Below are 23,565 nucleotides of genomic sequence, written 5' to 3'. Positions count from 1 at the left end.
GGCGAAGTGGGGGCTCGGAGCCTGTTTGAAAATATGGGTTGGCGAGCGAGAGCGGAGCGCAGAAAACGCGCGTCGGATCGCCGCCAGCGCGCATTTTCAAACAAGCTCTCAGTCCTCCAGCATCGGTGGCGGGGTAATGACGCGATGGTTCACCACCTCGCCCACCAGGACCAGCGCGGGGCTGGTGACAGCGTTGCGGCGTGCCAGGTCGGACAGGTCGCCCAAGGTGCCGGTCAGCACCCGCTGGTCGGGCTGCGTGCCGCGTTCGACCACGGCCGCCGGCCAGCCGGCGGGCAGCCCGTGCCGGATCAGCGTCTCGCACAAGGCCGGCAGCGCCGTGACACCCATATAGATCGCAACGGTCTGCCCGCGTCGCGCCATGCTGTCCCACGGCAGGTCCAGCGTGCCGTCGGCCCGGGCATGGCCGGTGACGAACAGGCAGGATTGCGCGCAATCCCGGTGCGTCAGCGGAATGCCGGCATAGGCGGCGCAGCCGCTGGCGGCGGTGATGCCGGGCACGACCTGAAAAGGAATGCCGGCGCCCATCAGGGCCTCGATTTCCTCGCCGCCGCGGCCGAAGATGAACGGATCGCCGCCCTTCAGGCGCAGCACGCGCTCGCCCGCGCGGGCGCGACGGATCATCTCGGCGTTGATATCGGCCTGCGGCATGGTGTGGCGGTTGCGCTGCTTGCCGACGAACACCCGTTCGGCGTCGCGCCGTACCCGGTCCAGCACATCGGGCGGCAGCAACTGGTCGTACAACACCGAATCGGCGTTCTGCATCAGATGCAGCGCCCGCAGGGTCAGCAGATCCGGATCGCCCGGCCCGGCCCCCACCAGCCAGACCTCGCCGCCCGTCTTTCCGCCGTCCAGCAGCCGGTCCAGGACCTGCCGGGCGGTGGCCGTGTCGCCGGATCCGGCGGCGGTGGCACCGGGGCCATCCAGGAAATCCTCCCAGACTCGCCGCCGCCGGGCGATGTCCGGGCAGCGCGCCACGACCCGCGCGCGTTCGGCCTCCAGGAAGCGGGCCAACCCGTCCAGTCCGGCGGGGATCACGGCCTCGATCCGCTCGCGCAGGCGGCGGGCCAGCACGGGGGCTGATCCGCCGGTGGAAATGGCGATGCGCACCGGCCCGCGATGGATCTGCGCCGGCGTGATGAAGGTCGAGGGCGCGGGGTCGTCGACGGCGCAGACCGGGATGTTCATGCCGCGCGCCAGGGCCGCCACGACGCGGTTCAGGGCGCGGTCGTCGGTCGCCGCGTAGACCAGGCGACAGCCGGGCAGCAGCGCGCGCAGCAGGTCCGGGGTCGCGTCGGCGCCGGCCAGTGCCACCCGCCCCTCGGCCAGCCACTGCTCCAGCGTGTCGTCCAGATGGGTTGCGACGATTTCGATCCGCGCGCCGTGCGCCAGCAGCAGCCGCACCTTGTTCAGCGCGATGCCGCCGCCGCCGACGACCAGCACCCGCGCGTCATGCAGCCGCAGGGCCAGTGGAAACCAGCCGGGATCGCCGGGGACGGTCATGAGACACCTGTCGGGCAGGGCCGCGCACGGGCCGTGACGAAATCGGCGATGGCGGGGATGTCGGCCAGGTCCAGCCCGGTCAGGCTGGTAGGCAGATGGGGCGGCTGATCGGGCCGCGCGTCGGTGGCGACCGCGACGATCGCCGGATTGTCGGGCCAGAGCGGGTCCTGACCCGCCGCCAGCCGGTGGATTTCGAGGGCGACGGGCAGACTGCCGCGAAAGCCTTCCACCAGGATCAGGTCGGCCGGGGCCATCCGCGCGATCAGGTCGGGCAGTGCGGCTTCCGGTTCGTCCTCGCGTTCATGCAGCAAGGCCCAGCGATTGCCCGACGCCAGCATGACCTCGTGCGCGCCGGCGGCCCGATGGCGATGGGAATCCTTGCCCGGGCGGTCGATGTCGAACCCATGATGGGCGTGTTTGATCGTCGAGACCCGCAGGCCCCGTCGCCGCAGTTCGGGCAGCAGGCGGACGATCAGCGTCGTCTTGCCCGCGCCGCTGCGCCCGGCGATTCCCATGATGGCGGGCCTGTGCATGCCTCTTTCCCGTTTTTGTCACCAGGGCGTACAGGTGCCTTCGATCGGTGATGATGGCAAGGTCGGTGTCATCGCAATCTGGCGGGAGGAATGGCGATGCGATGGGCCGGCGTGGTTCTCGCCGGGGGCGAGGCAAGGCGGATGGGCGGTGGGGACAAGCCCCTGCTGCGGGTCGCAGGGCGCAGCCTGCTGGGTCGTGTGCTGGACCGGCTGGGGGGGCATGGCCGGCCGCTGGCCATCAATACCCGGGGCGATGCGGTGCGGTTCGAATCGTTCGGCCTGTCTGTCCTGCCGGACGGTCCACTGGGTGCGGGGCCTCTGGCCGGTGTGCTGGCGGCCATGGACTGGGCCGCCGGCCTGGACTGCGACGCGGTGCTGACCGTGCCGGGCGACACGCCGTTCATCCCCCGCGACCTTCCGATGGCTCTGGCCCCTGCCCCCGCCGTCGCGGTGTCGGGGGGGCGCCGTCATCATCTGGTCGCGTTGTGGCCGGTCGCGGCGCGCACGGCGCTGCGTGACCGGCTGGCGGCAACGGGGGGGAACGCCCCGCGCGCGGCATTCGGCGTGCGGGCCTTCGCCGAGACGATCGGCATGCGGGACGTGGCGTTTCCCGAACAGACGGTCGATCCGTTCTTCAACGTCAACAGCCCGGCCGATCTGGCCGAAGCCGCCCGCCTGGCCGCCCTGACGGGTGCGGACTGACGCCCGCCGGCGGCAGCCCGGTTCTGCCCGATCAGGCAAGGACACCGCCCCGGATGCGCGAAGGTAGCATGACGAACGGCTCTTTCGCGGCAAGTCTCAGGACGCTGCCTGAAAGGCGGCGATGCCACCCCGAAGGGTGGCACCCTGCAGGCATCAATATCCCAGATCGCCCCCGGAGGCCGACGGCGCGGGGGCCTTGGGCTCCGCCCTTTCCGTGACAAGCGCCTCGGTCGTGATCAGCAGGCTGGCAACCGATGCCGCATCCTGCAATGCGGTACGGACCACCTTGGTCGGGTCGATGATGCCCGCCGCGACCAGGTCCTTGTATTCACCCAGTTGCGCGTCGAACCCATGATTGTAATCCGGATTGTCCAGGACCTTGCCGGCGATCACCGCCCCGTCCTCGCCGGCATTGACCGCAATCTGCCGCAGCGGCGCCTGCAGGGCCTTGCGCACGATCTCGCCACCGACACGCTGGTCGTCATTGAGGAAATGCAGCCCCGCCACGACGGCGGTTGCACGGGCCAGCGCCGTTCCGCCTCCGGGCACGATGCCTTCCTCCACCGCTGCCCGGGTGGCGTTCAGCGCGTCGTCCACCCGGTCCTTGCGTTCCTTTACCTCGACCTCGGTCGACCCGCCGACACGGATGATCGCAACGCCACCCGCCAGCTTGGCAAGGCGCTCCTGCAGCTTTTCGCGGTCGTAGTCCGATGTCGTTTCGGCGATCTGGGCGCGGATCTGGCCGATGCGGCCCTGGATGGCCTCCGCCCCGCCTTCGCCGTCCACCACCGTCGTATTGTCCTTGTCGATCACCACCCGCCGCGCCTGGCCCAGCTGGGCCAGCGTCACGTTTTCCAGCTTGGTGCCCAGATCCTCGCTGACCACCTCGCCCCCGGTCAGGATCGCGATGTCTTCCAGGATGGCCTTGCGCCGGTCGCCGAAGCCCGGCGCCTTGACGGCGGCGATCTTCAGCCCGCCGCGCAGCTTGTTGACCACCAGCGTCGCCAGAGCCTCGCCATCGACATCCTCGGCGATGATCAGCAGCGGACGCCCCGATTTGACGACATTTTCCAGAAGCGGAAGCAGTGGCTGCAACGACGACAGCTTCTTTTCATGGATCAGGATATAAGGGTTTTCCAGATCCGCGATCAGCTTTTCGGTATTCGTCACGAAATAGGGCGAGATATATCCGCGGTCGAACTGCAGACCTTCGACGACGTCCAGTTCCGTCTCGACCCCTTTCGCTTCCTCGACGGTGATCACGCCGTCCTTGCCGACCCTCTGCACCGCTTCGGAAATGATGCGCCCGATTTCCTCCTCGCCATTGGCCGAAATGGTGGCGACCTGCGCGGTTTCCGCCTGCGTCGCGATGGGCCGGGTGCGGGCCTGCAATTCCGCGATGACCGCCGCCGTCGCCTGATCGATGCCGCGCTTGACGTCCAGCGGATTGAACCCGGCGGCCACGGCCTTCAGCCCCTCGCGCACGATCGCCTGGCCCAGCACGGTGGCCGTCGTGGTGCCGTCGCCCGCCAGATCGTTGGTCTTCGTCGCGACCTCGCGCAGCAGCTGCGCGCCCAGATTCTCGAACTTGTCGGACAGTTCGATTTCCCTGGCGACGGTCACACCGTCCTTCGTGATGCGGGGCGCACCGAAACTCTTGTCGATGACGACGTTGCGCCCCTTGGGGCCAAGCGTCACCTTGACGGCATCGGCCAGAATATCGATGCCCTGCAGAAGGCGCGCACGCGCGTCACCGGAAAATTTTACGTCCTTGGCAGCCATGATCCGAATTCCCTGAATTGAGGTAAGCTTAGGCGGCCGCGGCGACGACGCCGAACAGGTCCGATTCACGGACGATCAGAAGATCTTCCCCCGCGACCCTGACCTCGGTACCCGACCATTTGCCGAACAGGACCCGATCGCCCTCCCGGACGGCCAGCGGCACAATCTGCCCCTGCGCGTCACGCGCGCCGGGACCGACGGCGACAACGACGGCCTCGACCGGCTTTTCCTGCGCGGTGTCGGGAATGATGATGCCACCAGCCGTCTTTTCGGCAGGCGAGATACGCCGCAGGACCACGCGGTCGTACAACGGACGAAAAATGCTCATTTTGGAACTTTCATCAGAAGTCTGGGCCACATCGCATGCGCCCGGCGCCCGGACGCCGCGACGGCATCGGCCGATTACGCGCGGCTGCGGCGAAAATGCTGCGCGACCCGCCGCGTCAGTGACGCCAGGTCGGGCAGGGTTTCATTGTGGAGGGAGCGCACGCTGTCATGCGTGGCATAGAATCGCCTGGCGGATACACCATCCAAAAGGATGGCGGCGCCGAGGAAGATTCCGTCAATTTCGATGATCGTTGAATTCAGCATGGTCTTCTGCCTTGAAAAGCCCGCCCGCAGGCGGCTTCCGCCGGCAGTCGGCCTGCCGGCATGTCAGGGGGCGCCTTCCGGCGCGTCGGGGACGCACTGACGCGTCGCGCTACATCGCTGCAAGCTGCACATTCGCATCGCCACCGTCCCCCTCCCTTGGCACCTGCCACAATCGGCGGTGTGGCGGCGATCATACGTCACGGGCGCTACGGGTCAACGTAAAAAACGATAAATTATCGTGTGAAAATTATTTATTTTATATTTCGGTTATTAATCAACCCGAAGGAGGAAAATGTACTATATTAATGAATATTATCAGTAACTTATAATGATGTTCCTTTGCCGGAGCCCAGCCAGCCCATAGCATCACGCAGGGGAACTTCCCATCCCTTCCGCTCCCTGATTGAAGCCACGCTCGCTTCCTGCGCCATGTGTTTCCTATTTTTTGACGTGGTTTAATTGACTCACAATTTTAAGTCGCATTTAATGCACCAGCCACGGATGATCGCGGCGCACCATACAAGGAGATCCCAGATGTCGATCCATCTTGGGGAAACGGCACCGGATTTCGAGCAGGAGACGACCGCCGGGCCGATCCGCTTTCATGAATGGCTGGGATCGTCATGGGGCATCCTGTTCAGCCATCCCAAGGATTTCACACCGGTCTGCACCACCGAACTGGGCGCGGTCGCGCGCCTGGCCCCCGAATGGGAGAAGCGGAACACCAAGGTCATCGGCCTGTCGGTCGATCCTGTCGGCAGCCATCGCGAATGGGAACAGGACATCGCGGAAACGCAAGGCGCGCAAGTCAACTTTCCGCTGATCGCCGATGCCGACGGGCGGGTGGCTGCGCTCTATGACATGATCCATCCGGCCGCCGACGCGAAAGTCACCGTGCGGACGGTGTTCATCATCGATCCGGACAAGAGAATTCGCCTGACCCTGACCTACCCGCCTTCGGCCGGACGCAATTTTGATGAGGTCCTGCGGGTTCTGGACAGCCTGCAACTGACCGACCGGCACAAGGTCACGACACCGGCCAACTGGCGCAACGGCGACGACGTCATCATCGCCCCTTCGGTCAGCGACGAGCAGGCCCGCACGCTGTTCCCCGAAGGCTGGAAGACGCTGCGCCCCTATCTGCGCCTGGTGCGGCAACCCGGTCGCCCGCACTGAGCCCAGCGAACCGCACAACCGTCCCAGCGCAGAGGGCACCAGGACGATGCCACTTTTTCCAGGACAGAAAGCCCCGGATTTCCGGGCCGAGACTACCGCCGGGCCGATCGTGTTCCATGCGTGGCTCGGTGCGTCATGGGGGCTGCTTATCAGTCACCCCGATGATTTCAGGCCCTCGACGCTGCGCGCGGCGACCGAGATGGCCCCGGGCGGCGGCGCGTTCCGCACGCCGCGCCTGCTGGGCCTGTCGCGCGGCCATGGACAGGACACCGAGGGCACGGGCGTCATGCCCCCTCGGGTGGACGCCATCATCCCGCTGGTCCTCGCCCCCTCGGACCATGTGCGTGCGCTCTATGCCGGGGTCGATCCGGAGATATATCGCGCCGGCGCGCACCTGAACGCGCGGAGCGTGTTCGTCATCGCCCCCGACAGGACGATCCGCATGACCATCTCCTACCCGTCCTCCGGGCTGCAGGATTTCGGCGACATCCTGCGGATATGGCAGGCGCTGTCCGACGCCGAAAGGGCCGAGGACCATGATGTAAGGTCTGCCGCATGACCCTGAACATGGACAATCCGGTATCATCCCCCCGGAGCGTCAGGCCCCTGTCCCGAGGGACATGGCGAGACGCCACGGTCAAAACGCCGACACGGGCCTCGCAGTCCGAAATATCGGACAAGCCGGTCCATATGTGGGTGTCGAAGACCGCCCTGACCCGCAGGATCACGCGCATCAGGGGATACCCGCGCACGGACGGATGGTTCACGCCCGAGGGCAGCAGCCAGGCCCTGCGTATCGGCAGGGATTGTTTCCCGTCGCGGCAGGATGCCGCCGCCGATGCCGACCATCGCCGCGCGCAGAAGATCGAGAGGCTGCGCATCCAACTCGCGAAGCTGGAGGAACTGCTGCATGCCGACTGAACGCGCGTCCACCCCCGGCTTCACACGATACGACCGCCGGATGCCGCCCGCACAGCTCCATGCCGGCACCACGGCAGTGGGACACAGCCCGCGCCTGTCGCCCGCCAAGGTACAACGCCTGCGCAACCTGCTGTCGCCCTATGACACCGTCATCGTTCCCGGCCTGCACGGGTCCGGCCCGGACCATTGGCAGACACGCTGGCAGATTGCCCTGGCCAGTCGCCGCGTCATCCAGAAGGACTGGGCGGAACCCATCTATGAGTCATGGGTCACGGGCCTGGAAAAGACGCTACGCACCTGCCGGCGTCCGGTGCTGTTCATCGCCCACAGCCTGGGCGCCGTCCTGGTCGCGCGCTGGGCGCAGGGCCAAGGCGGAAGAGGCATCGCCGGGGCCTTCCTCGTCGCCCCGGCGGATGTCGAGACCTCCACGGCCCCCGAGCGCAACCGGATTCACGGTTTCCATCCCCTGCCCCGTACGCCGCTGCCGTTTCCGGCCACCCTGGTCGCAAGCCGGAACGACAACTGGCTTGCGTTCGCGCGGGCCGAGGATCTGGCGGCAGCCTGGCAGGCGTCCCTGGTCGATGCCGGCGCCTCCGGTCATATCGGCGGCACCTCGGGCCTCGGTGCATGGGACGCCGGCCTGGATCGACTCACGCGCTTCGTCCGTGCCCTGCCCGACGGAACCTGCCGCCGCCCGACACCCGCCTGACAACGGGATCCGGTCCATGAAGACCCTTGGCGCCGGTTGGGCTTGACCGCCCGCCGCAAACCTCCACCGGCGCCCGTACCTTCACCGGCCTGTCAGGAATCGTAGATCCCCACGAAGCGGGCGTAGGCGTTTTCCAGATGCGTGCGCATCGCTGCCGCCACGGCATCGGGGTCGCGGGCGTGGAAGGCGTCGATGATGCGGGCGTGTTCCACCAGCGCGTCCGTCGTGACCCGCGCCGACAGCCGCAGACGGAACAGGCGCACATGGACGGCCTGCCGCACCAGGATGTCGTGGTACAATTCGTTCTGGCTGGCCTTCGCGATCGCGGCATGGAAACGGGTGTCTTCCTCGGCGAAGCGGTTGTAGGCCACCTGTGTATCCATGCTGAAGCGCTGGCCCATGCTGTCGGCGATGGTGGCGATCGCGTCGCGTTCCTCGTCGGACATCAGCACGGCGGCCTTGGCGGCGGCGGCGGGTTCGATCAGCAGGCGCAGTTCCGCCAGGTCGCCGAACTGCTTGCGCGTCAGTTGCGGGGCCGCCCGGTATCCCGACAGATGCACCTTGACGACCAGCCCCTGGCTTTCCAGCCGGCCCAGCGCCTCGCGGATCGGCGTCTGCGACACCTCCAGTTCGCGGACCAGGGCATCGACGCTGATGCGGTCCCCCGGCTCGATTTCCAAAGCCATCAGCCGTTTCAGTAGAATTTCGTACACCTCGCCGGCCAGGCGGACGGGCCGTGCCACAGGGCCGGCCGGCAGGATCGCGGCATCCTGTCCACCCTGCGGGGCCAACGAGGAAGACGGATCGGGTCGCGGCGGTCTCGCAAACATTTCTTGACAGGCCCCTCTGAACTCAGCAACGTTCTCCATATCGTATATCCGATCGGATCGGATCTGCGAAAACAAAAAGAATGGTCGCGCCATTATCGGGTCATCAGATTCGGGGAAGCACCACATGAAGAACATCGCACTTGTCGGCTGCGGCCTGGTCGGGGGCTCGTGGGCCCTGGTCTTCAGCCGGGCAGGCTTCGACGTCACGCTGTATGATCCCTCGCCCACTGCCGTGCAGACCGCGCTGGATGTGGCGCGCAATGCCGCGGAAACGCTGGCCCGGCAGGATCTGCTGCATGCCGAACGTGTCGAGGACGTTCTGGCGCGCCTGCGCCCCGCCCCCTCGCTGGCCGAGGCGGTACGCAACGCCGACTATATCCAGGAAAGCGCGCCCGAACGCCTGGCGGTGAAGCAGGAACTCTATCGCGACCTGGCCGTGGCGGCCGGACCCGACGCGGTGATCGCCAGTTCCACCTCGGGCCTGCCGGCCTCCGCCTTCACGGCCGGGATCCCGGGCCGGGCGCGCTGCGTCGTGGCGCACCCGATCAACCCGCCGCACCTGATCCCGCTGGTCGAGATCATTCCCGCCCCCTGGACCGATCCATCGGTCGTGGCGCGCACCCACGCCCTGATGCAGGCGGTGGGCCAGGTCCCCATCCAGCTCAGCCGCGAAATCCCCGGCTTCGTGGTCAACCGCCTGCAAAGCGCCGTGCTGGCCGAGGGGTTTCGCCTGGTCGAGGACGGAATCTGCTCGCCCGACGACGTGGATGCCGCGATGTCGAACGGGCTGGGGCTGCGCTGGTTCTTCATGGGTCCGTTCGAGACCATCGACCTGAACGCCCAGGGCGGAATCGCCGATTATTGCCGCAAGCTGGGCCCGATGTACTACGATTTGGCGCGCGAACAGGCCGATCCGCGCCCCTGGAGCGAAGCGCTGGTCGCCCGCGTCGAGGCGGCACGGCGCGGCAGAACGCCGGCCGCGGACCTGGACGCGCGCAAGGCGTGGCGCGACCGGTGCCTGGCGCGGCTGGTGCGCACCAAGAGGGAGATTGTCCAGGATCAGGAGTGATCCGGGCTTTGCCCGAACCCGCCAGGGCCTGAGACCCTGGACCCCATTCGATAGAACTGCCTGCGCCGACGACAGACAAAAAACAAGCCGCCTTCCGCGGTACAAGAAATTGTCGAAGGACTCTGGACATGAACGATCTGACGATGTCACGCGGCGCCGGCATCGGCGCCCCACCCCTTTCCGATGCCGGCGCGGAGGCCCAGCGCATGGCGCAGGCACCCGATGCCCGGCAGCAACGCCGCCGGGCGTCGATCGGCAGCCTGATCGGCACCACCATCGAATGGTACGAATATTACATCTACGGCGCCACGGCGGCCCTGGTGTTTCCGCATCTGTTCTTCCCCAGTCACAACCGGCTGGTATCGCTGATGCTGTCCTTCGCCTCGTTCGGCGTCGCATTCCTCATCCGTCCCATCGGGGCGGCGGTCTTCGGGCATTTCGGCGACCGGGTGGGCCGCAAGACGACGCTGATCGTCACCCTGACCCTCAGCGGCCTGGCGACCTTCCTGATCGGCGTCCTGCCGTCCTACGACCGGATCGGCCTGTGGGCGCCGGCGCTGCTGGTGACGCTGCGCGTCGTGCAGGGCTTCGGCGTCGGCGGGGAATGGGGCGGGGCCGCGCTGATGTCGCTGGAATGGGGCGAGCAGAACCGGCGGGGAGCCGCCGGGGCATGGCCGCAGGTCGGCACCTCGATCGGGCTGATCCTATCCACGTCGGCGGTGATGGGCGCCAGCCTGCTGACTGGCCCCGATTTCCTGGTGGGCGGATGGCGCATTCCGTTCCTGCTGTCCGGGGTCCTGGTCGTCATCGGCCTGCTGGTGCGGTTGTCGATCCGCGAAACACCGTCATTCGCCCGGGCCTTGCAGGAAAAACGGATCGAGGCCAGCCCGGTGGGCACGGTGCTGCGCGGGTACTGGCGCGAAATCATCATGATCGCGTTCCTGCGCATGTCCGAGCAGATGCCGTTTTATATCTTCACTGCCTTCATCTTCGATTATGCGACCACCACCGCCCATGTCACCCGCACCTTCGTGCTGTCGGCGACGCTGGTCGCGGCGGTGATCGACATGATCCTGCTACCGGTCTGCGCCGTGGCTGCCGATCGCATCGGCCGGCGCCGGATGTATTATATCGGCTGCGCCGTGCTGGTGCTGATGGCCTTTCCCTATTTCCGGGTCCTGAATTCCGGCAACACCACGCTGATCTTCGTCGCCATCGCGCTGTCGCTGCTGCCGCATGCGTTGCAGTACGGGGCACAGGCGTCCCTGATTTCCGAGCAATTTCCAGTGAATATCCGATATTCGGGCGCGGGGCTGGGCTACCAGATGTCCTCGCTGGTGGCCGGCGGCCCGGCACCGCTGGTCGCCGCCGCCCTGCTGGCCTGGTCGGGCAGCGGCTACGCGGTGGCGGCGTACCTGGTCTTCGGCGGGGTCGTCGCGGCGGTGGCGTTGAGCCTGATGACGGATCGCAGCAAGGCCGCGATGTAGACGCCGGTCGCCAAAACAGGCCCATCGCGAAACAGGAAGGACAGCACATCATGAAACCCTCCATAGGGGTCATCGGCCTGGGCGCCATGGGGCTGGGCGTCGCGCAATCGCTGTTGCGGGCCGGATACGCCGTGCATGCCTACGACATCCGGCCCGAGGTGCTGGCGGCCTTCGCCACCCAGGGTGGTGTGGCCGGCACCACCCCCGCCGGCGTGGCCGAGGCGTGCAATATCATCATCGTCCTGGTGGTGAACGCGGCCCAGACCGACACCGTGCTGTTCGGCCCCGACGGCGCATTCGCGGCGATGCGGCCGGGCGGGCTGGTCATCGCCTGCGCGACCGTCGCCCCCGCCGCGATCGAGGCGCTGGAAACCCGGCTGCGCGCGGGGGGCGTCTGGCTGCTGGACGCCCCTATGTCGGGCGGGGCGGCAAAGGCCGCGACGGGCGAAATGACGCTGATGACCTCCGGCCCGCCCGAGGCCTACGACCGGGCGCAGGATGTGCTGCCGGCGATCGCCGGCCGGGTCTATCGCGTGGGCGACCGGGTGGGGCTGGGCACGCGGATCAAGGTCATCAACCAGTTGCTGGCCGGGGTGCATATCGCCGCCGCCGCCGAGGCCATGGCGCTGGGCCTGCGCGAAGGGGCCGACCCGAAGACGGTGTACGACATCATCACCCACAGCGCCGGCAATTCCTGGATGTTCGAGAACCGCATGGCCCATGTTCTGGCCGGGGATTACACGCCGCTGTCGGCGGTCGATATCTTCGTCAAGGACCTGGGCCTGGTGCTGGATACCGCCCGGGCCGCGTGCTTTCCCCTGCCTCTGGCCTCGGCCGCGCATCAGATGTTCCTTCAGGCCGCCGCCGCCGGGCTGGGGCGCGAGGACGATTCCGCCGTCATCAAGATCTTTCCCGGAATCACCCTGCCGGACCCGCATCCCCCGGCCGGAAACGACAATGGGGGAATGGCGTCATGACGCAGGCTCACCGTCCTCTTCTGGGCTGCATCGCCGACGATTTCACCGGCGCGACCGACCTGGCCAGCACGCTGGTGGCGGGCGGAATGCGCACGGTGCAGACCATTGGAGTGCAGGACGATGCGAAGCTGGCCGACATCGCGACCGATGCGATCGTCGTCGCGCTCAAGACCCGGACCGTTCCGGCGCAGGAGGCCGTCGAACAGTCGCTGGCCGCCCTGGCGTGGCTGCACGCCCGGGGATGCCGGCAGACCTTCTTCAAATACTGCTCGACCTTCGATTCGACGCCGGCGGGGAATATCGGCCCGGTGACCCAGGCCCTGATGGCGGCCACCGGGACGCCGCTGGCCATCGCCTGCCCGGCTTTTCCCGCCAATCAGCGCACGGTCTACCAGGGCTATCTGTTCGTGGGGGACGTGCTGCTGAGCGAGAGCGGGATGCGCAACCACCCCCTGACGCCGATGCGCGACCCCAGCCTGGTGCGGGTATTGCAGGCCCAGACCGATGCGACGGTGGGGCTGGTCGCACATCAGGTGGTGGCGCGAGGGGCCGGGGCCGTGCGTGCGCGCCTCGCGCAATTGCGGGCCGAGGGCGCCGGCATGGCCATCGCCGACGCGCTGGACGAAAAGGACCTGCTGGTGCTGGGCGAGGCCTGCGCCGACCACCCGCTGGTGACCGGCGGGTCGGGCATGGCGATGGGCCTGCCCGCCAATTTCCGCCGGCAGGGCCTGCTGCCGGCGCAGGACGCGACCACGCTGCCCCGCATCGCGGGCCGCTGCGCGGTGCTGGCCGGCAGCGCGTCCGACATGACCAACCGGCAGGTCGCCCAGTGGATCGAGGACGGACGGCCGGCCTTCCGGATCGACCCGATGCTGCTGGCGGCGGGCGAGCCGGTGGTGGCCCGCGCGCTGGCCTTCGCCCGCCGCAGCATCGGCACGCCGCTGATCTACGCCACCGGCCCGGCCGACGAGGTCGCGGCGGTGCAGCGCCGCCTGGGGGTGCAGGCCGCCGGCACGATGATCGAGCACGCGATGGGCGACCTGGCCCGGGGGTTGCGCGAACAGGGCGTGCGGCATTTCGTGGTGGCGGGCGGCGAGACCTCGGGCGCGGTGGTCCTGGCCCTGGGGATGGAAATGCTGCGGATCGGGGCGCCGATCGCGCCGGGGGTGCCGGCCACTGTCAGCCTGGGGCGGGACCAGATGGGCTTTGCGCTGAAATCGGGCAATTTCGGCGGGCCGGATTTCTTTGCCCAGGCCGTGGCGGCACTGGCAGGATCGGACGCGGCACGCGCGACGGGAGTGGAATGATGAGCGTGGAGAGCATGCGGCGCGAGGAGATCTGCCTGATCGGGTGGAACCTGCACCGGCGCGGCTATACGGTCGGCAGTTCGGGCAATATCAGCGTCCGCCTTGAAGACGGCTGGCTGGTCACGCCGACAGACGCCTGCCTCGGGCGGCTCGATCCCGCCGCTATCGCGCGGATTTCGTCCGATGGCGACTGGATATCCGGCGACCGCCCATCCAAGACTCTGTCGCTGCACCGGCGGATCTATGAAAACCGCCCCGACTGCCATGGCGTGGTCCACACCCATTCCACCCATCTGGTGGCGCTGACGCTGGCGGGTGTGCATACGCCCGATGCGATCCTGCCGCCGATCACGCCCTACCAGGTGATGAAGGTCGGGCGGATTCCGCTGATCGCCTACGACCGTCCGGGGGCGCCGACGGTGGCCGAGCAGGTGGGCGCGCTCGCGCGCCATGTCCGGGGCGTGATGCTGGAACGCCTGGGTCCCGTCATGTGGGGGGCCACCGTCACCCAGGCGGCGGACGCGCTGGAGGAGTTGGAGGAAACCGCGCGCCTGTGGCTGATGACCCTTCCCCGCCCTGCCCCGTTGGGGCCGGAGCAGGTTGAGGATCTGTGCCGGACCTTCGGCGTGACCTGGCCCTGATCGTTTCGTGTGCCGACAGCAAGGATATCCCCCGCCATGCCCGCCTTTGCCGCCAACCTGACGATGAATTACGTCGAATGCGATTTTCTGGACCGTTTCGCTGCCGCGGCGGCGGACGGGTTTCGCGGTGTCGAGTTCCTGTTTCCTTACGCCCATTCCGCGTCCGAGATCCGGGCGCGCCTGCGCGACAACGATCTGGTGATGGCGCTGTTCAATGCCCCGCCGGGAGATTGGGCGGCAGGCGAACGCGGTCTGGCCGCCCTGCCGGGCCGGCAGGACGCGTTCCGCCGCAGTATCGAGACCGCACTGGCCTATGCCGCCGTGCTGGGCAACCGGCGCCTGCATGTGATGGCCGGCCTGTGCCCCGACGAGAACACGCGCGACCGGTATCGCGACGTCTATGTGGACAACATCGCCCACGCCGCCCGCCAGGCGCGCGACGCCGGCGTGACGATCGTGCTGGAAGCGATCAATACCCGCGATATGCCAGGATATTTCCTGACCCGCCAGGAAGACGCCGCGGCGGTCTGCACCGCCATCGGCGCGGAGAATGTCCAGGTCCAGTTCGACCTCTATCACGCCCAGATCATGCAGGGCGACGTCGCCACCCGCCTCCGCGCACTGATGCCGGTCATCGGCCATATCCAGGCGGCCGGCGTGCCCGATCGCCACGAACCCGACGACGGCGAACTGGCCTACCCGTACCTGTTCCGCCTGCTGGATACGCTCGGCTATGCGGGCTGGATCGGATGCGAATACCGCCCCCGTGGGACGATGCGCGCGGGGCTGGGCTGGATCGAACCCTGGCGTGGACGCAGCGCCCCGTCGCCGTAGCACGACACCGCCGGGCGTTGCCCGAAGCTACCAGGCCCTGAGGCCCTGGACCCCGATCCATGACCGGACTCCAAAGAATGCCTTGGCAGGTTTCAGGACCGCGCCCTGAGGCATGCCGTTTGCGTCATTTCCTTCCGCAAATCGACCTTCAGGCATGGAATGAATCGTCCCGGGATCGACCCCGATGCGACTTTGCCAGCGTCCTGCGCCCCCATCCGCCGATAAAACTCCGCCGCGCCCGGATCGGATTCAATGTGCATGGTCAGTGCGCCGTGCGCACGCGCGGTTACGACCGCCCACGCGAACAGGACATGCCCCGCACCCAGATTCCGAAAAGCGGGATCAACAAAAAGTTTTTCGAGTTCCGCCGTTTCTCCATGAAACGTCACTCGCGCAACACCGACGACGGATCCGTCATTTTCCGCCACGTAGACCAGAGAGGACAGAATATCGTCAGGAGAAATCTCGAGCTCGTTCCGGCACGCATCCAGGAATGCCGCGTCATATCCCCACACGGCTTTGGAACGGAGACACAGTTCCGTCAGGCTCTTCGCTTCCTGGACGAGCGCCGGGCGTAGCGAGACATTTTTTTGTCCCTTCTCCAGCATGGCGTTCCCATATCATCCAGCGGGCACGCGCCAGCATTTACGAACATCTGGATAACTGTCAATGTCAGTCTCGGCAAATGGCGGGGGATGAGATGCTTGAGATGCGGCCGAACTGCGAATGTTGCGACAGGGACCTGCCCCCTTCGGACACGGCTGCGCTGATCTGCTCCTTCGAATGCACTTTTTGCGCAAGCTGTGGGGAGGACAGGTTGGGTGGACGATGCCCCAACTGCGGGGGAAACCTGGTCGCGAGACCGACCCGGGCCGATCACTTCCTCGAAAAATCCCCCGCATCGACAATGCGTATCCTGAAACCCGAAGGATGCACCGCGTCGTTCGGATAAATCCTTCCTTTCCTGCCATGCAGGCTCACGACGGTTCACGCGCGGGCACCCCAGGGTTCCATGCCGTCCCGTCCTCCCCCGTACGCGAAGACGGGGCGCTGGTTGGCGTTTCGCTGGCCAGCGCGGCTTCGTCGATCGGGTCGCCGATCAGCACGCCATAGGCCAGCGCGGCCAGGATGGCGACGCCGGCCCCGGCCCACAGCGCCGTCCGGAACGATCCGGTGGCCTGTCCCAGCAGGCCGGTCACGACCGGGGCGAAGGCACCCCCGATATAGCCGCCGCAATTCTGCATCGCCCCGATCGACGCCGTGCACCGCCCGGGCGCCGCGACGGGCGCCATCGCCCAGCCCGTCGCGGTGCAGACATACAGCAGGAACATCGCCACGCTGATGCAGCCGATGGCGATCGCGTTGCTGGCGACCTCGGCCGCCAGGAGGGTGGCGCCGGCGGTGCCCAGCAAGGCCAGAATCATCGGATATTTCCGGCTGCCGACCGGCGAGACGCCATGCCGGACCAGCACATCGACCAGGCGGCCGCCGCACAGGCTGCCCGCGATCCCGAACAGGAAGGGAATGGCCGCGATCCATCCGGTGCGCGCCACGCTCATGTGCCGGTCCATCTCCAAGTAACCCGGCAGCCATGCGTTATAGATCCACAGCACATAGATACAGCCGAAATACCCCGCCATCATGCCCCAGGTGGTCCGGAACGCAAACAGGCGGCGCCATTCGCGCAGGCTGACCGGGCCGCGCCCGACCCCATGCCTGTCGTCGCGCAGATAGTCGCGTTCGTCTGCCGTGAGGGCGATGTCCGCCGGGTCGCGATGCAGCAGCCAGAACAGTCCGGCGAAGACCAGCCCCACCACCCCCATGATCCCGAACATCCAGCGCCAACCAAACGACAGCATCAGCACCGTCAGAAGCGGCACCGAAATTGCCGAACCCAGCGTCGAGGCCGAATTCCAGATCCCCGTCGCGGTGCCGCGCGCCGGAACGGCGAACCAGTCCCGCACCACCCGTGCGCTGGCGGGGGATTGCGGCGATTCCCCCACCCCCAGCAGCAGACGCGTGGCGAACATCGCCCCGAACCCGGTCACCAGCCCACCCAGGCATTGCGCCAGAGACCACACAGCCAGCCCCGCCGACAGCACCCGGCGCGGCCCCAGTCGGTCCACCAGCAGGCCGGCGGGCAATTGTGCCAGGGCATAGGCCCACAGAAAGGCCGACAGCAACGCCCCCATCGCCGCGACCGAAATGCCCAGATCGTGACGGATCAGCGGATTCGCCACGGCCAGGGTGGCCCGGTCCACGTAATTCAGCGCGCCGCCGGCCACCAGCAGGGCCAGCGCCAGGCGCCCGGTCCGGGCGACGCGGGGCGTGCGGCCCCCCATTCCCGGTGGCGGGGGCGCGGCATCGTCCGAAACAATATCGTGAATATCCCGCGCATATGCGGCGGGAGGCGGGCGGTTTTTCATGACCGTTCTTCCTTGCCTGCCGGACGTGTCGCCGGCTTACGGGGGATCCGACACCGCCCGTTCGCGTTACGGTGCGGATGATGTCACATCCCGGATCGCAACGCCGCGCTACCGGAACAGATGCATAAGAGGCGTTCGATCTTAGGCAGGGCATGACGATTCTTTGTGTCCTGTCGTTGCGTTTCACAATGTGGGTTACCGACCGCGAGGTACAGAAGACAGATGCGGCATCTGCTTACGCGACTGAAATTCCGCCACCTGACGCTTGTTCTCAGCCTGGAGGAAAGCTGCAACCTGCACCGCACCTCGGAACTTCTGAACATGTCGCAGCCGACGGCGACGAAATTGTTGCAGGAAATCGAGCACACGCTGGGCGTGCCCCTGTTCGAGCGCCGGCCCAAGGGAATGGTGCCGACTCCCTTCGGTTCGCTGGTGGCGCGTCACGCCCGCCTGATGCTGAGCGACATCGGACGGCTTCAGCAGGATATTGACGAATTACGGACCGGAATCTCGGGCGTGGTGCGCATCGGCACCGTCGTCGCGGCCATGCCCGATCTGGTCGCCCCGGCGGTCGGCCGTATCATCGGCGAAAACCCACGGGTGTCGATTTCACTGACGACGGACAACAGCGACGTGCTGCTGGTGGAATTGCAGAACGGCCGGATCGACCTGATGGTCGGGCGGCCGATCAGCCTTGTCGAGAACGAGGATTTGAACGTCGAAACGCTGGAAGACGAGGACCTGCGGATCGTCGTGGGCCCGAACCATCCGCTGCTGGCGCGCCATGATCTGGCCCTGCGGGACCTGGTGGGCGAACGCTGGCTGCTGCAACCGGGCACCAGCCCGATGCGGCGAGCGATCGACGCGGCATTCACCGTCGAACGCCTGTCCTTTCCGCCGCATCCGGTGGAATCCGCGTCGGTAACCGCCACCATCTGCATGCTGGCGGAAACGTCGCTGATCGCGGTTCTGCCGCACAGGATCAGCGCCTTCTTCGTCCGCCATGGCGCCATCGCCGAATTGCCGGTGCGGCTGCCGCGCATCCTGCGCCCCTATGCGATGGTGACCTTGCGAAATCGCCCCGCAGGCAATGCACTGACCCGGATGATGGCCCTGCTGCGTGCCGGCGCGGCGGGGACGGGCGGCTGAAGAGCCCGTGTGATCGGATTTCGTAATCGGGCCTTCCCAAAACTCGATTTGTAATTGCCCGCGCCCCACGAAAGGATGCCCCCAACAGCAACAACAAAGCCTGCGGATACGACAGCCGACTTTCGGCGGCCCGACGATCCGACAGGCAGGGGAAGTATCCTATGCATGTGCTGATTCTTGGCGCGGCCGGCATGATCGGGCGCAAGCTGGCCGAAGCCCTCGGCCGGGCGCCCGTCGTCGGATCGCACGGCATCACCCGCCTGACCCTGGCCGACGTCGTCCTGCCCGCCACCCCGCCGGGGCTGGAGGACCGGACCGACTGCCTGGTCGCCGACCTGGGCCAGCCCGGCGAGGCCGCACGCATGGCGGCATTGCGGCCCGACCTGGTCTTCCATCTGGCGGCCATCGTCTCGGGCGATGCCGAGGCCAATCTGGAAAAGGGATACCGCATCAATCTGGACGGCACGCGCGCGCTGTTCGACGCGCTGCGGCCGAACGCGGCGGACGGGGCCCGGCCACGGGTGATCTTCGCGTCCACGAACGCGGTGTTCGGCGGCGACATGCCCGATGTGATCGGCGACGATTATCTTCTGACCCCGCAGACCAGCTACGGCACGCAGAAGGCGATGTGCGAACTGCTGCTGGCGGACTACACCCGCCGGGGCCTGCTGGACGGGATCGGCCTGCGCCTGCCGACCATCTGCGTGCGGCCGGGCAAGCCCAACCTGGCGGCGTCCGGCTTCTTCTCGAACATCATTCGCGAACCGCTGGTGGGGCAGGAGGCGATCCTGCCGGTGGGCGAGGACGTGCGCCACTGGATGACCAGCCCGCGTTCGGCCGTGTCCTTTTTCCTGCATGCGGCGACGCTGGACCCCGCCACGCTGGGCGGCCGCCCGAACCTGACGATGCCCGGCCTGTCGGTCACCGTCGGCGAGCAGATCGAGGCCCTCCGCAAGATCGCCGGCCCACGGGCAGTGGCGCTGATCCGCCGCGAACCCGACCCGCTGATCCAGCGCATCGTCACCGGCTGGGCGCGGGCCTTCGACCCGGCGCGCGCGCGGGCCCTGGGCTTCGTCGCCGAGGCGGCGTTCGAGGACATCATCCAGGCCCATATCGACGACGAACTGGGCGGCGAACAACCGGGCCTGCGCCGCGCCTCCTGACGCTTTCCGACCACAGAACGGGGTCAACCCGTCTTGCCCCACACGGGGCCGGAGACAGTCCGACATGAGCATCACCCTCTCCAGGGCCGGCCTCGGGGCCGGCCGGACGCCGGGCGTCGCGTCGCGGCCCGCCGCGCCGACCCCGACACCGTTGCAGAACGCCATCCGCAAGGCGCGTGGCCGCCTCGTCCCCTTCCTGATCCTGATGTACATGCTGGCGTTCCTGGACCGCGCCAATGTCGGCATGGCCAAGCAGGCGCTGGCCGGCGCCATCGGCCTGTCGCCCGCCGCCTTCGCGCTGGGGGCTGGCATCTTCTTCGTCGGCTATGCGCTGTGCGAGGTCCCCAGCAACCTGATCCTTCACCGCGTCGGCGCGCGGCGCTGGATGGCGCGCATCATGGTCACCTGGGGGCTGGTCGCCGCCTGCACCATGTTCGTCCAGGGCGGCACGTCGTTCGTCGCGCTGCGCTTCGTGCTGGGCATCGCCGAGGCCGGATTCTTTCCGGGCGTGATCCTGTATCTGACCTACTGGTTCCCGCCGGAAGAGCGCGGGCGCGTCATCGGCCGTTTCTATTTCGGCTATGCGCTGGCGCTGGTGCTGGGCACGCCGCTGTCGGGCCTGCTGCTGGGGATGGACCGGATCGGCGGCCTGGCCGGCTGGCAATGGATGTTCCTGATCGAAGGGCTGATGGCCTCGGCGGTGGGCGTCGTCACGCTGTTCGTGCTGCCCGACCGGCCGGCCGATGTCACGTGGCTGGACGACGAGGAAAAGCTGGCCCTGTCGACGGTGCTGGCCCGCGAGACCCGGCAGAAAGAGGCCGAGGGGGCTTCAAGCTTCCTGCATGCGCTGCGCGATCCGTGGCTGCTGCTGTTCACCACCATCTATTTCCTGATGCAGATCGGCAGCTACGGCGTCGCGTTCTACCTACCCGACCAGGTCAGCCAGCTTCTGGGCGTGGCGATCGGGCTGAAGGTCAGCCTGGTGTCCGCCCTGCCGTGGCTGTGCGCCGTGTTCTTCACCGCGTTCTGGCCGCCCCTGGCCTCGCGCGTCAACCGGCCGCGCGCCTTCTTCATCGTCACCCTGCTGTGCATTTCGGGCGGGATCGTGGTGTCGGCCCATGCGCCGCCGCAGGTCGCCATCGTCATGCTGTGCATCGCCGCCGCCGGCATCATCTCGGCCCAGGCCATCTTCTGGACCTTTCCGACCGACCGCTTCGGCGGAACCGCGGCCGCGGGTTCGATCGCGGTGATCAATTCGCTTGGCAATCTCGGCGGTTTCGTCGCCCCGAACCTGCGGGCGGCGGCCGACCGCATCTTCCTCTCCCCCAGCGCCGGCCTGCATGCGCTGGGCATCGCGGCCCTGCTGGGAATCGGGCTGGCGATGCTGCTGCCCGCCCGGGGGCGCCGGGTGATCGCGGCGGCCGATCTTCCGCCCGCCGACGGCGCCCCGGCCGATGCCCGGCCCCTGCCCGTCGGCCCGCGTATCGCCACACCCTGACCGCTTCCGAAATCGTCTTTCCCATACAGGAGACTCATCCGATGCCTGCAACCGCACCCTGGAACCGCCATAACTGGCCCATCGCGGCCGCGATGATCCAGTATCCGAACATCCTGCCCGACGGGCGGTGCGTGCAGGATGTGCCGGCCGAGCACTGGGCCGCGACCCTGGCCGATGTCGCGGACGCCGGCTTCACGGACCTCGATCCCACCGATTCCTGGTTGCGGATCGCCGATCTGGGCCGCAGCCGCCTGAACGAATTCATGGGCGTGGTGCGCGACGCCGGGCTGACGATCCCCGCCATCTCGACCGCGCGGCGCAGCGTGATCGACGCGCAACATGGCGAGGAATACCTGGAATATTCCCACCGCCTGATCGACGTGGCGGCGGAAATCGGCGCGGGGGCGGTGTCCTTCGGGCTGTTCCAGGCCCTGACGCCGGAACAGAAGCGCGCGCTGTGGTTCTGGACGGTCGATGGCTACCGCGACCCAGACGACCGCGCGACCTGGGCCCTGGCGGTCGATCGCCTGCGCGAACTGGGGCGGCATGCCGCCGACGCCGGCATCGAACTGTCGCTGGAGATGTACGAGGATACCTATCTGGGCACCGCCGACAGCGCGGTCCGCTTCGTCACCGACATCGACCTGCCGAACGTGGGGCTGAACGCCGACCTGGGCAATCTGGTGCGGCTGCACCGCCCGGTCGAACACTGGCAGACGATGATGGAGAAGGTCGCGCCCTTTGCCCGCTACTGGCACGTGAAGAACTACTTCCGCACCGAGGACGCGACCACCGGGCTGGTCGTCACCGCGCCCGCGCCGCTGGAATTCGGCATCATCAGCTATCGCGCGGCGATCCGCAAGGCGCTGGAACACGGGTTTCGCAGCGCCTTCCTGGTCGAACATTACGGCGGCGACGGGCTGAGCGTCAGCGCCACCAACCGCGAATACCTGCGCCGCATCCTGCCGCGCTGAAGACGCATCACGGCAAACGCCAGGAGTACACTCGACATGACGCATATCCATAACGGGGCGGACGGCTTCGCGGCGACGGCGCTGGACGGGTTCTGCGACGTTCACGCCCACCTTGTGCAGCGCATCCGCAGCGGGGTGATGCGGGCCACCGCCACGCCCCCCGGCAAGGTCGCCGTGGTCATCGGCGGCGGCAGCGGCCATTACCCGGCCTTCGCCGGCTATGTCGGGCCGGGCCTGGCCGACGCCGCCGTGGCCGGCGACATCTTCGCCTCGCCGTCAGCCAAGGCGGTCTACGATGTCTGCAAGCGGGCGGATCGCGGCGGCGGCGTGGTGCTGATGTTCGGCAATTATGCCGGCGACGTGCTGAATTTCAACATCGCCGCCGAACGGCTGCGCCGCGAAGGGATCGACACGCGCATCGTGGCGATCACCGACGACATCGCCAGTGCGCGCGAACCGGCCAGGCGGCGCGGCATCGCGGGCGACCTGCTGGTGCTGAAGCTGGCGGCGGCCGCGGCCGAAGGCGGCCGGCCGCTGGACGAGGTCGCGCGGATCGCCCGCCACGCCAACGACCGTACGCGCTCGTTCGGCGTGGCGTTCGGCGGCTGCACCCTGCCGGGCGCCGAGGCGCCCCTGTTCTCGGTCCCGGCGGGGCATATGGCGCTGGGCCTGGGCATTCATGGCGAGCCCGGCATCGACGAGGTCGCGATCCTGCGGGCCGGCGACCTGGCGACCCTGCTGGTCGGCCGTCTGCTGGACGACATGCCGGCCGGCGCGGGCACGCATGTCGCGGCGGTGCTGAACGGGCTGGGCGGCACCAAGCAGGAGGAACTGTTCGTGCTGTGGACGTCCGTCGCGGCCGGACTGCGCAACGCCGGCCTGGACGCGATCCGCCCCGAGGTAGGCGAATTCATCACCAGCCTGGACATGGAAGGGTGCTCGCTGTCGCTGACCTGGCTGGACGACACGCTGGAACCCCTGTGGACCGCCCCATGCGACAGTGCCGCCCTGACGCGCGGGACCATCATCCCGACCACGCCGGCCCCGAAAATCGAGGAAGCCGCCGACCAGGCCGCCATCTGGGCACCATCCACCGCCGCATCGCGCGCCGCCGGGCAGGCGGTGGCCGAGGCGCTGAGCCTGCTGGCCGCGACGCTGGACGGGGCCGAGGCCGAACTGGGCCGCATCGACGCCCAGGCCGGCGACGGCGATCACGGCCGGGGCATGGCCTGCGGGTCGGCGGCGGGCGCGCGCGCCGCCCGCGACGCCGCGACC

25 protein-coding genes are annotated in these 23,565 nt (G+C 67.8%); 17 read left to right on the top strand and 8 right to left on the bottom strand.

Translation table 11 applies throughout. The features are described from left to right. Window positions 1–108 precede the first annotated feature (108 nt). Together cysG and mobB are read right to left on the bottom strand one after the other, a co-directional pair. A complete protein-coding gene (gene cysG, locus HLH34_RS02285) occupies window positions 109–1,521 on the bottom strand; it encodes a siroheme synthase CysG (protein WP_183117998.1) in 1,413 nt (470 codons plus the stop codon). Further along, entirely contained in the window at window positions 1,518–2,054 is a 537-nt protein-coding gene (gene mobB, locus HLH34_RS02280) for a molybdopterin-guanine dinucleotide biosynthesis protein B (RefSeq protein ID WP_183117997.1), read from the bottom strand. The genes cysG and mobB overlap by 4 nt, the downstream gene beginning before the upstream one ends. Before the next feature lie 96 nt (window positions 2,055–2,150). On the opposite strand from mobB, the gene mobA reads away from it, so the two are divergent. Then, on the top strand, window positions 2,151–2,756 hold the full coding sequence (gene mobA / locus HLH34_RS02275) for a molybdenum cofactor guanylyltransferase (protein WP_183117996.1): 606 nt from the start codon (window positions 2,151–2,153) through the stop codon (window positions 2,754–2,756). 153 nt (window positions 2,757–2,909) lie between these two features. Here the strand turns inward: mobA and groL are convergent, their stop codons facing one another. The 3 genes from groL to HLH34_RS02260 all read right to left on the bottom strand — a co-directional run bounded on the left by groL (window position 2,910) and on the right by HLH34_RS02260 (window position 5,129). Then, window positions 2,910–4,538 carry a chaperonin GroEL gene (gene groL / locus HLH34_RS02270; protein WP_183117995.1) on the bottom strand — a complete coding sequence of 543 codons (1,629 nt, stop codon included), beginning with the start codon at window positions 4,536–4,538 and terminating at the stop codon, window positions 2,910–2,912. A gap of 28 nt (window positions 4,539–4,566) precedes the next feature. Continuing rightward, window positions 4,567–4,866 (bottom strand): co-chaperone GroES, encoded by a 300-nt coding sequence (locus HLH34_RS02265; protein ID WP_220792008.1) that lies wholly within the window; start codon window positions 4,864–4,866, stop codon window positions 4,567–4,569. Between the two features lie 74 nt (window positions 4,867–4,940). Then, window positions 4,941–5,129, bottom strand: a complete 189-nt coding sequence (locus tag HLH34_RS02260; RefSeq protein ID WP_183117994.1) for a hypothetical protein — start codon at window positions 5,127–5,129, stop codon at window positions 4,941–4,943. Between the two features lie 534 nt (window positions 5,130–5,663). On the opposite strand from HLH34_RS02260, the gene HLH34_RS02255 reads away from it, so the two are divergent. From HLH34_RS02255 to HLH34_RS02240, 4 genes are all read left to right on the top strand, one after another. Further along, on the top strand, window positions 5,664–6,305 hold the full coding sequence (locus tag HLH34_RS02255; RefSeq protein WP_183117993.1) for a peroxiredoxin: 642 nt from the start codon (window positions 5,664–5,666) through the stop codon (window positions 6,303–6,305). Between the two features lie 46 nt (window positions 6,306–6,351). Next, a complete protein-coding gene (locus tag HLH34_RS02250) occupies window positions 6,352–6,864 on the top strand; it encodes a thioredoxin domain-containing protein (RefSeq protein ID WP_183117992.1) in 513 nt (170 codons plus the stop codon). A 131-nt stretch (window positions 6,865–6,995) separates the two neighbouring features. Continuing rightward, window positions 6,996–7,226 carry a hypothetical protein gene (locus HLH34_RS02245; RefSeq protein ID WP_220792007.1) on the top strand — a complete coding sequence of 77 codons (231 nt, stop codon included), beginning with the start codon at window positions 6,996–6,998 and terminating at the stop codon, window positions 7,224–7,226. Next, window positions 7,216–7,935 (top strand): RBBP9/YdeN family alpha/beta hydrolase, encoded by a 720-nt coding sequence (locus HLH34_RS02240; protein ID WP_240162021.1) that lies wholly within the window; start codon window positions 7,216–7,218, stop codon window positions 7,933–7,935. The genes HLH34_RS02245 and HLH34_RS02240 overlap by 11 nt, the downstream gene beginning before the upstream one ends. Window positions 7,936–8,027: 92 nt before the next feature. Here HLH34_RS02240 and HLH34_RS02235 read toward each other — a convergent pair whose 3' ends face one another. Beyond that, window positions 8,028–8,765 carry a GntR family transcriptional regulator gene (locus HLH34_RS02235; protein ID WP_183117990.1) on the bottom strand — a complete coding sequence of 246 codons (738 nt, stop codon included), beginning with the start codon at window positions 8,763–8,765 and terminating at the stop codon, window positions 8,028–8,030. Window positions 8,766–8,889: 124 nt separating this feature from the next. Here HLH34_RS02235 and HLH34_RS02230 point away from each other — a divergent pair, with 124 nt between their 5' ends. From HLH34_RS02230 to otnI, 6 genes are all read left to right on the top strand, one after another. Next, the gene (locus HLH34_RS02230) at window positions 8,890–9,834 is read left to right on the top strand and encodes a 3-hydroxyacyl-CoA dehydrogenase (RefSeq protein WP_183117989.1); all 945 of its coding nucleotides are present in this window, start codon (window positions 8,890–8,892) and stop codon (window positions 9,832–9,834) included. A 128-nt stretch (window positions 9,835–9,962) separates the two neighbouring features. Next, a complete protein-coding gene (locus tag HLH34_RS02225) occupies window positions 9,963–11,321 on the top strand; it encodes an MFS transporter (RefSeq protein ID WP_183117988.1) in 1,359 nt (452 codons plus the stop codon). Further along, window positions 11,216–12,298 (top strand): L-threonate dehydrogenase, encoded by a 1,083-nt coding sequence (gene ltnD / locus HLH34_RS02220; protein ID WP_264784361.1) that lies wholly within the window; start codon window positions 11,216–11,218, stop codon window positions 12,296–12,298. The genes HLH34_RS02225 and ltnD overlap by 106 nt, the downstream gene beginning before the upstream one ends. Further along, window positions 12,295–13,605: a 3-oxo-tetronate kinase gene (otnK, locus tag HLH34_RS02215; protein ID WP_183117986.1), complete on the top strand. Its 1,311-nt coding sequence runs from the start codon at window positions 12,295–12,297 to the stop codon at window positions 13,603–13,605. The genes ltnD and otnK overlap by 4 nt, the downstream gene beginning before the upstream one ends. After that, window positions 13,605–14,246 carry a 3-oxo-tetronate 4-phosphate decarboxylase gene (otnC, locus tag HLH34_RS02210; RefSeq protein ID WP_183118288.1) on the top strand — a complete coding sequence of 214 codons (642 nt, stop codon included), beginning with the start codon at window positions 13,605–13,607 and terminating at the stop codon, window positions 14,244–14,246. The genes otnK and otnC overlap by 1 nt, the downstream gene beginning before the upstream one ends. A 36-nt stretch (window positions 14,247–14,282) precedes the next feature. After that, the gene (gene otnI / locus HLH34_RS02205) at window positions 14,283–15,080 is read left to right on the top strand and encodes a 2-oxo-tetronate isomerase (protein ID WP_183117985.1); all 798 of its coding nucleotides are present in this window, start codon (window positions 14,283–14,285) and stop codon (window positions 15,078–15,080) included. A gap of 92 nt (window positions 15,081–15,172) precedes the next feature. Here otnI and HLH34_RS02200 read toward each other — a convergent pair whose 3' ends face one another. Further along, entirely contained in the window at window positions 15,173–15,688 is a 516-nt protein-coding gene (locus tag HLH34_RS02200; protein ID WP_183117984.1) for a GNAT family N-acetyltransferase, read from the bottom strand. On the opposite strand from HLH34_RS02200, the gene HLH34_RS19730 reads away from it, so the two are divergent. Then, window positions 15,574–16,032 (top strand): DUF1272 domain-containing protein, encoded by a 459-nt coding sequence (locus HLH34_RS19730; RefSeq protein ID WP_342354495.1) that lies wholly within the window; start codon window positions 15,574–15,576, stop codon window positions 16,030–16,032. The two genes, HLH34_RS02200 and HLH34_RS19730, sit on opposite strands and share 115 nt — an antisense overlap. Window positions 16,033–16,057: 25 nt before the next feature. Here HLH34_RS19730 and HLH34_RS02190 read toward each other — a convergent pair whose 3' ends face one another. Beyond that, a complete protein-coding gene (locus HLH34_RS02190; RefSeq protein WP_220792006.1) occupies window positions 16,058–17,506 on the bottom strand; it encodes an MFS transporter in 1,449 nt (482 codons plus the stop codon). A 222-nt stretch (window positions 17,507–17,728) separates the two neighbouring features. Between HLH34_RS02190 and HLH34_RS02185 the strand changes: the two genes are divergently transcribed. The 5 genes from HLH34_RS02185 to HLH34_RS02165 form a co-directional block, all read left to right on the top strand. Beyond that, window positions 17,729–18,655 carry a LysR family transcriptional regulator gene (locus HLH34_RS02185; RefSeq protein WP_183117982.1) on the top strand — a complete coding sequence of 309 codons (927 nt, stop codon included), beginning with the start codon at window positions 17,729–17,731 and terminating at the stop codon, window positions 18,653–18,655. Window positions 18,656–18,816: 161 nt separating this feature from the next. Then, window positions 18,817–19,818 (top strand): D-erythronate dehydrogenase, encoded by a 1,002-nt coding sequence (denD, locus tag HLH34_RS02180; protein WP_183117981.1) that lies wholly within the window; start codon window positions 18,817–18,819, stop codon window positions 19,816–19,818. 64 nt (window positions 19,819–19,882) lie between these two features. Beyond that, window positions 19,883–21,316, top strand: coding sequence for an MFS transporter (locus HLH34_RS02175; RefSeq protein WP_183117980.1), 1,434 nt, complete (start codon window positions 19,883–19,885; stop codon window positions 21,314–21,316). Window positions 21,317–21,357: 41 nt separating this feature from the next. After that, entirely contained in the window at window positions 21,358–22,290 is a 933-nt protein-coding gene (locus HLH34_RS02170) for a sugar phosphate isomerase/epimerase family protein (protein WP_183117979.1), read from the top strand. A 36-nt stretch (window positions 22,291–22,326) separates the two neighbouring features. Beyond that, window positions 22,327–23,565 (top strand): dihydroxyacetone kinase family protein (locus HLH34_RS02165; RefSeq protein WP_183117978.1); only part of this gene is annotated, 1,239 nt, incomplete at its 3' end.

Origin of the sequence: Gluconacetobacter azotocaptans (assembly GCF_014174355.1) — a bacterium.
Lineage (GTDB): Bacteria > Pseudomonadota > Alphaproteobacteria > Acetobacterales > Acetobacteraceae > Gluconacetobacter > Gluconacetobacter azotocaptans.
This window is presented reverse-complemented; position numbering and strand designations above follow the sequence as displayed.

Excerpts from the sequence above, each read along its gene's own strand:
- HLH34_RS02235 (WP_183117990.1), bottom strand. The coding sequence starts at position 8,765 with ATGTTTGCGAGACCGCCGCGACCCGATCCGTCTTCCTCGTTGGCCCCG.
- HLH34_RS02240 (WP_240162021.1), top strand. The coding sequence starts at position 7,216 with ATGCCGACTGAACGCGCGTCCACCCCCGGCTTCACACGATACGACCGC.
- mobA (WP_183117996.1), top strand. The coding sequence starts at position 2,151 with ATGCGATGGGCCGGCGTGGTTCTCGCCGGGGGCGAGGCAAGGCGGATG.
- HLH34_RS02190 (WP_220792006.1), bottom strand. The coding sequence starts at position 17,506 with ATGAAAAACCGCCCGCCTCCCGCCGCATATGCGCGGGATATTCACGAT.
- cysG (WP_183117998.1), bottom strand. The coding sequence starts at position 1,521 with ATGACCGTCCCCGGCGATCCCGGCTGGTTTCCACTGGCCCTGCGGCTG.
- mobB (WP_183117997.1), bottom strand. The coding sequence starts at position 2,054 with ATGCACAGGCCCGCCATCATGGGAATCGCCGGGCGCAGCGGCGCGGGC.
- HLH34_RS02260 (WP_183117994.1), bottom strand. The coding sequence starts at position 5,129 with ATGCTGAATTCAACGATCATCGAAATTGACGGAATCTTCCTCGGCGCC.
- HLH34_RS02225 (WP_183117988.1), top strand. The coding sequence starts at position 9,963 with ATGAACGATCTGACGATGTCACGCGGCGCCGGCATCGGCGCCCCACCC.
- HLH34_RS02185 (WP_183117982.1), top strand. The coding sequence starts at position 17,729 with ATGCGGCATCTGCTTACGCGACTGAAATTCCGCCACCTGACGCTTGTT.
- denD (WP_183117981.1), top strand. The coding sequence starts at position 18,817 with ATGCATGTGCTGATTCTTGGCGCGGCCGGCATGATCGGGCGCAAGCTG.
- HLH34_RS02245 (WP_220792007.1), top strand. The coding sequence starts at position 6,996 with ATGTGGGTGTCGAAGACCGCCCTGACCCGCAGGATCACGCGCATCAGG.
- HLH34_RS19730 (WP_342354495.1), top strand. The coding sequence starts at position 15,574 with ATGCCGCGTCATATCCCCACACGGCTTTGGAACGGAGACACAGTTCCG.
- otnK (WP_183117986.1), top strand. The coding sequence starts at position 12,295 with ATGACGCAGGCTCACCGTCCTCTTCTGGGCTGCATCGCCGACGATTTC.
- HLH34_RS02250 (WP_183117992.1), top strand. The coding sequence starts at position 6,352 with ATGCCACTTTTTCCAGGACAGAAAGCCCCGGATTTCCGGGCCGAGACT.
- HLH34_RS02230 (WP_183117989.1), top strand. The coding sequence starts at position 8,890 with ATGAAGAACATCGCACTTGTCGGCTGCGGCCTGGTCGGGGGCTCGTGG.
- otnI (WP_183117985.1), top strand. The coding sequence starts at position 14,283 with ATGCCCGCCTTTGCCGCCAACCTGACGATGAATTACGTCGAATGCGAT.
- groL (WP_183117995.1), bottom strand. The coding sequence starts at position 4,538 with ATGGCTGCCAAGGACGTAAAATTTTCCGGTGACGCGCGTGCGCGCCTT.
- HLH34_RS02200 (WP_183117984.1), bottom strand. The coding sequence starts at position 15,688 with ATGCTGGAGAAGGGACAAAAAAATGTCTCGCTACGCCCGGCGCTCGTC.
- HLH34_RS02170 (WP_183117979.1), top strand. The coding sequence starts at position 21,358 with ATGCCTGCAACCGCACCCTGGAACCGCCATAACTGGCCCATCGCGGCC.
- HLH34_RS02255 (WP_183117993.1), top strand. The coding sequence starts at position 5,664 with ATGTCGATCCATCTTGGGGAAACGGCACCGGATTTCGAGCAGGAGACG.
- HLH34_RS02265 (WP_220792008.1), bottom strand. The coding sequence starts at position 4,866 with ATGAGCATTTTTCGTCCGTTGTACGACCGCGTGGTCCTGCGGCGTATC.
- HLH34_RS02175 (WP_183117980.1), top strand. The coding sequence starts at position 19,883 with ATGAGCATCACCCTCTCCAGGGCCGGCCTCGGGGCCGGCCGGACGCCG.
- otnC (WP_183118288.1), top strand. The coding sequence starts at position 13,605 with ATGAGCGTGGAGAGCATGCGGCGCGAGGAGATCTGCCTGATCGGGTGG.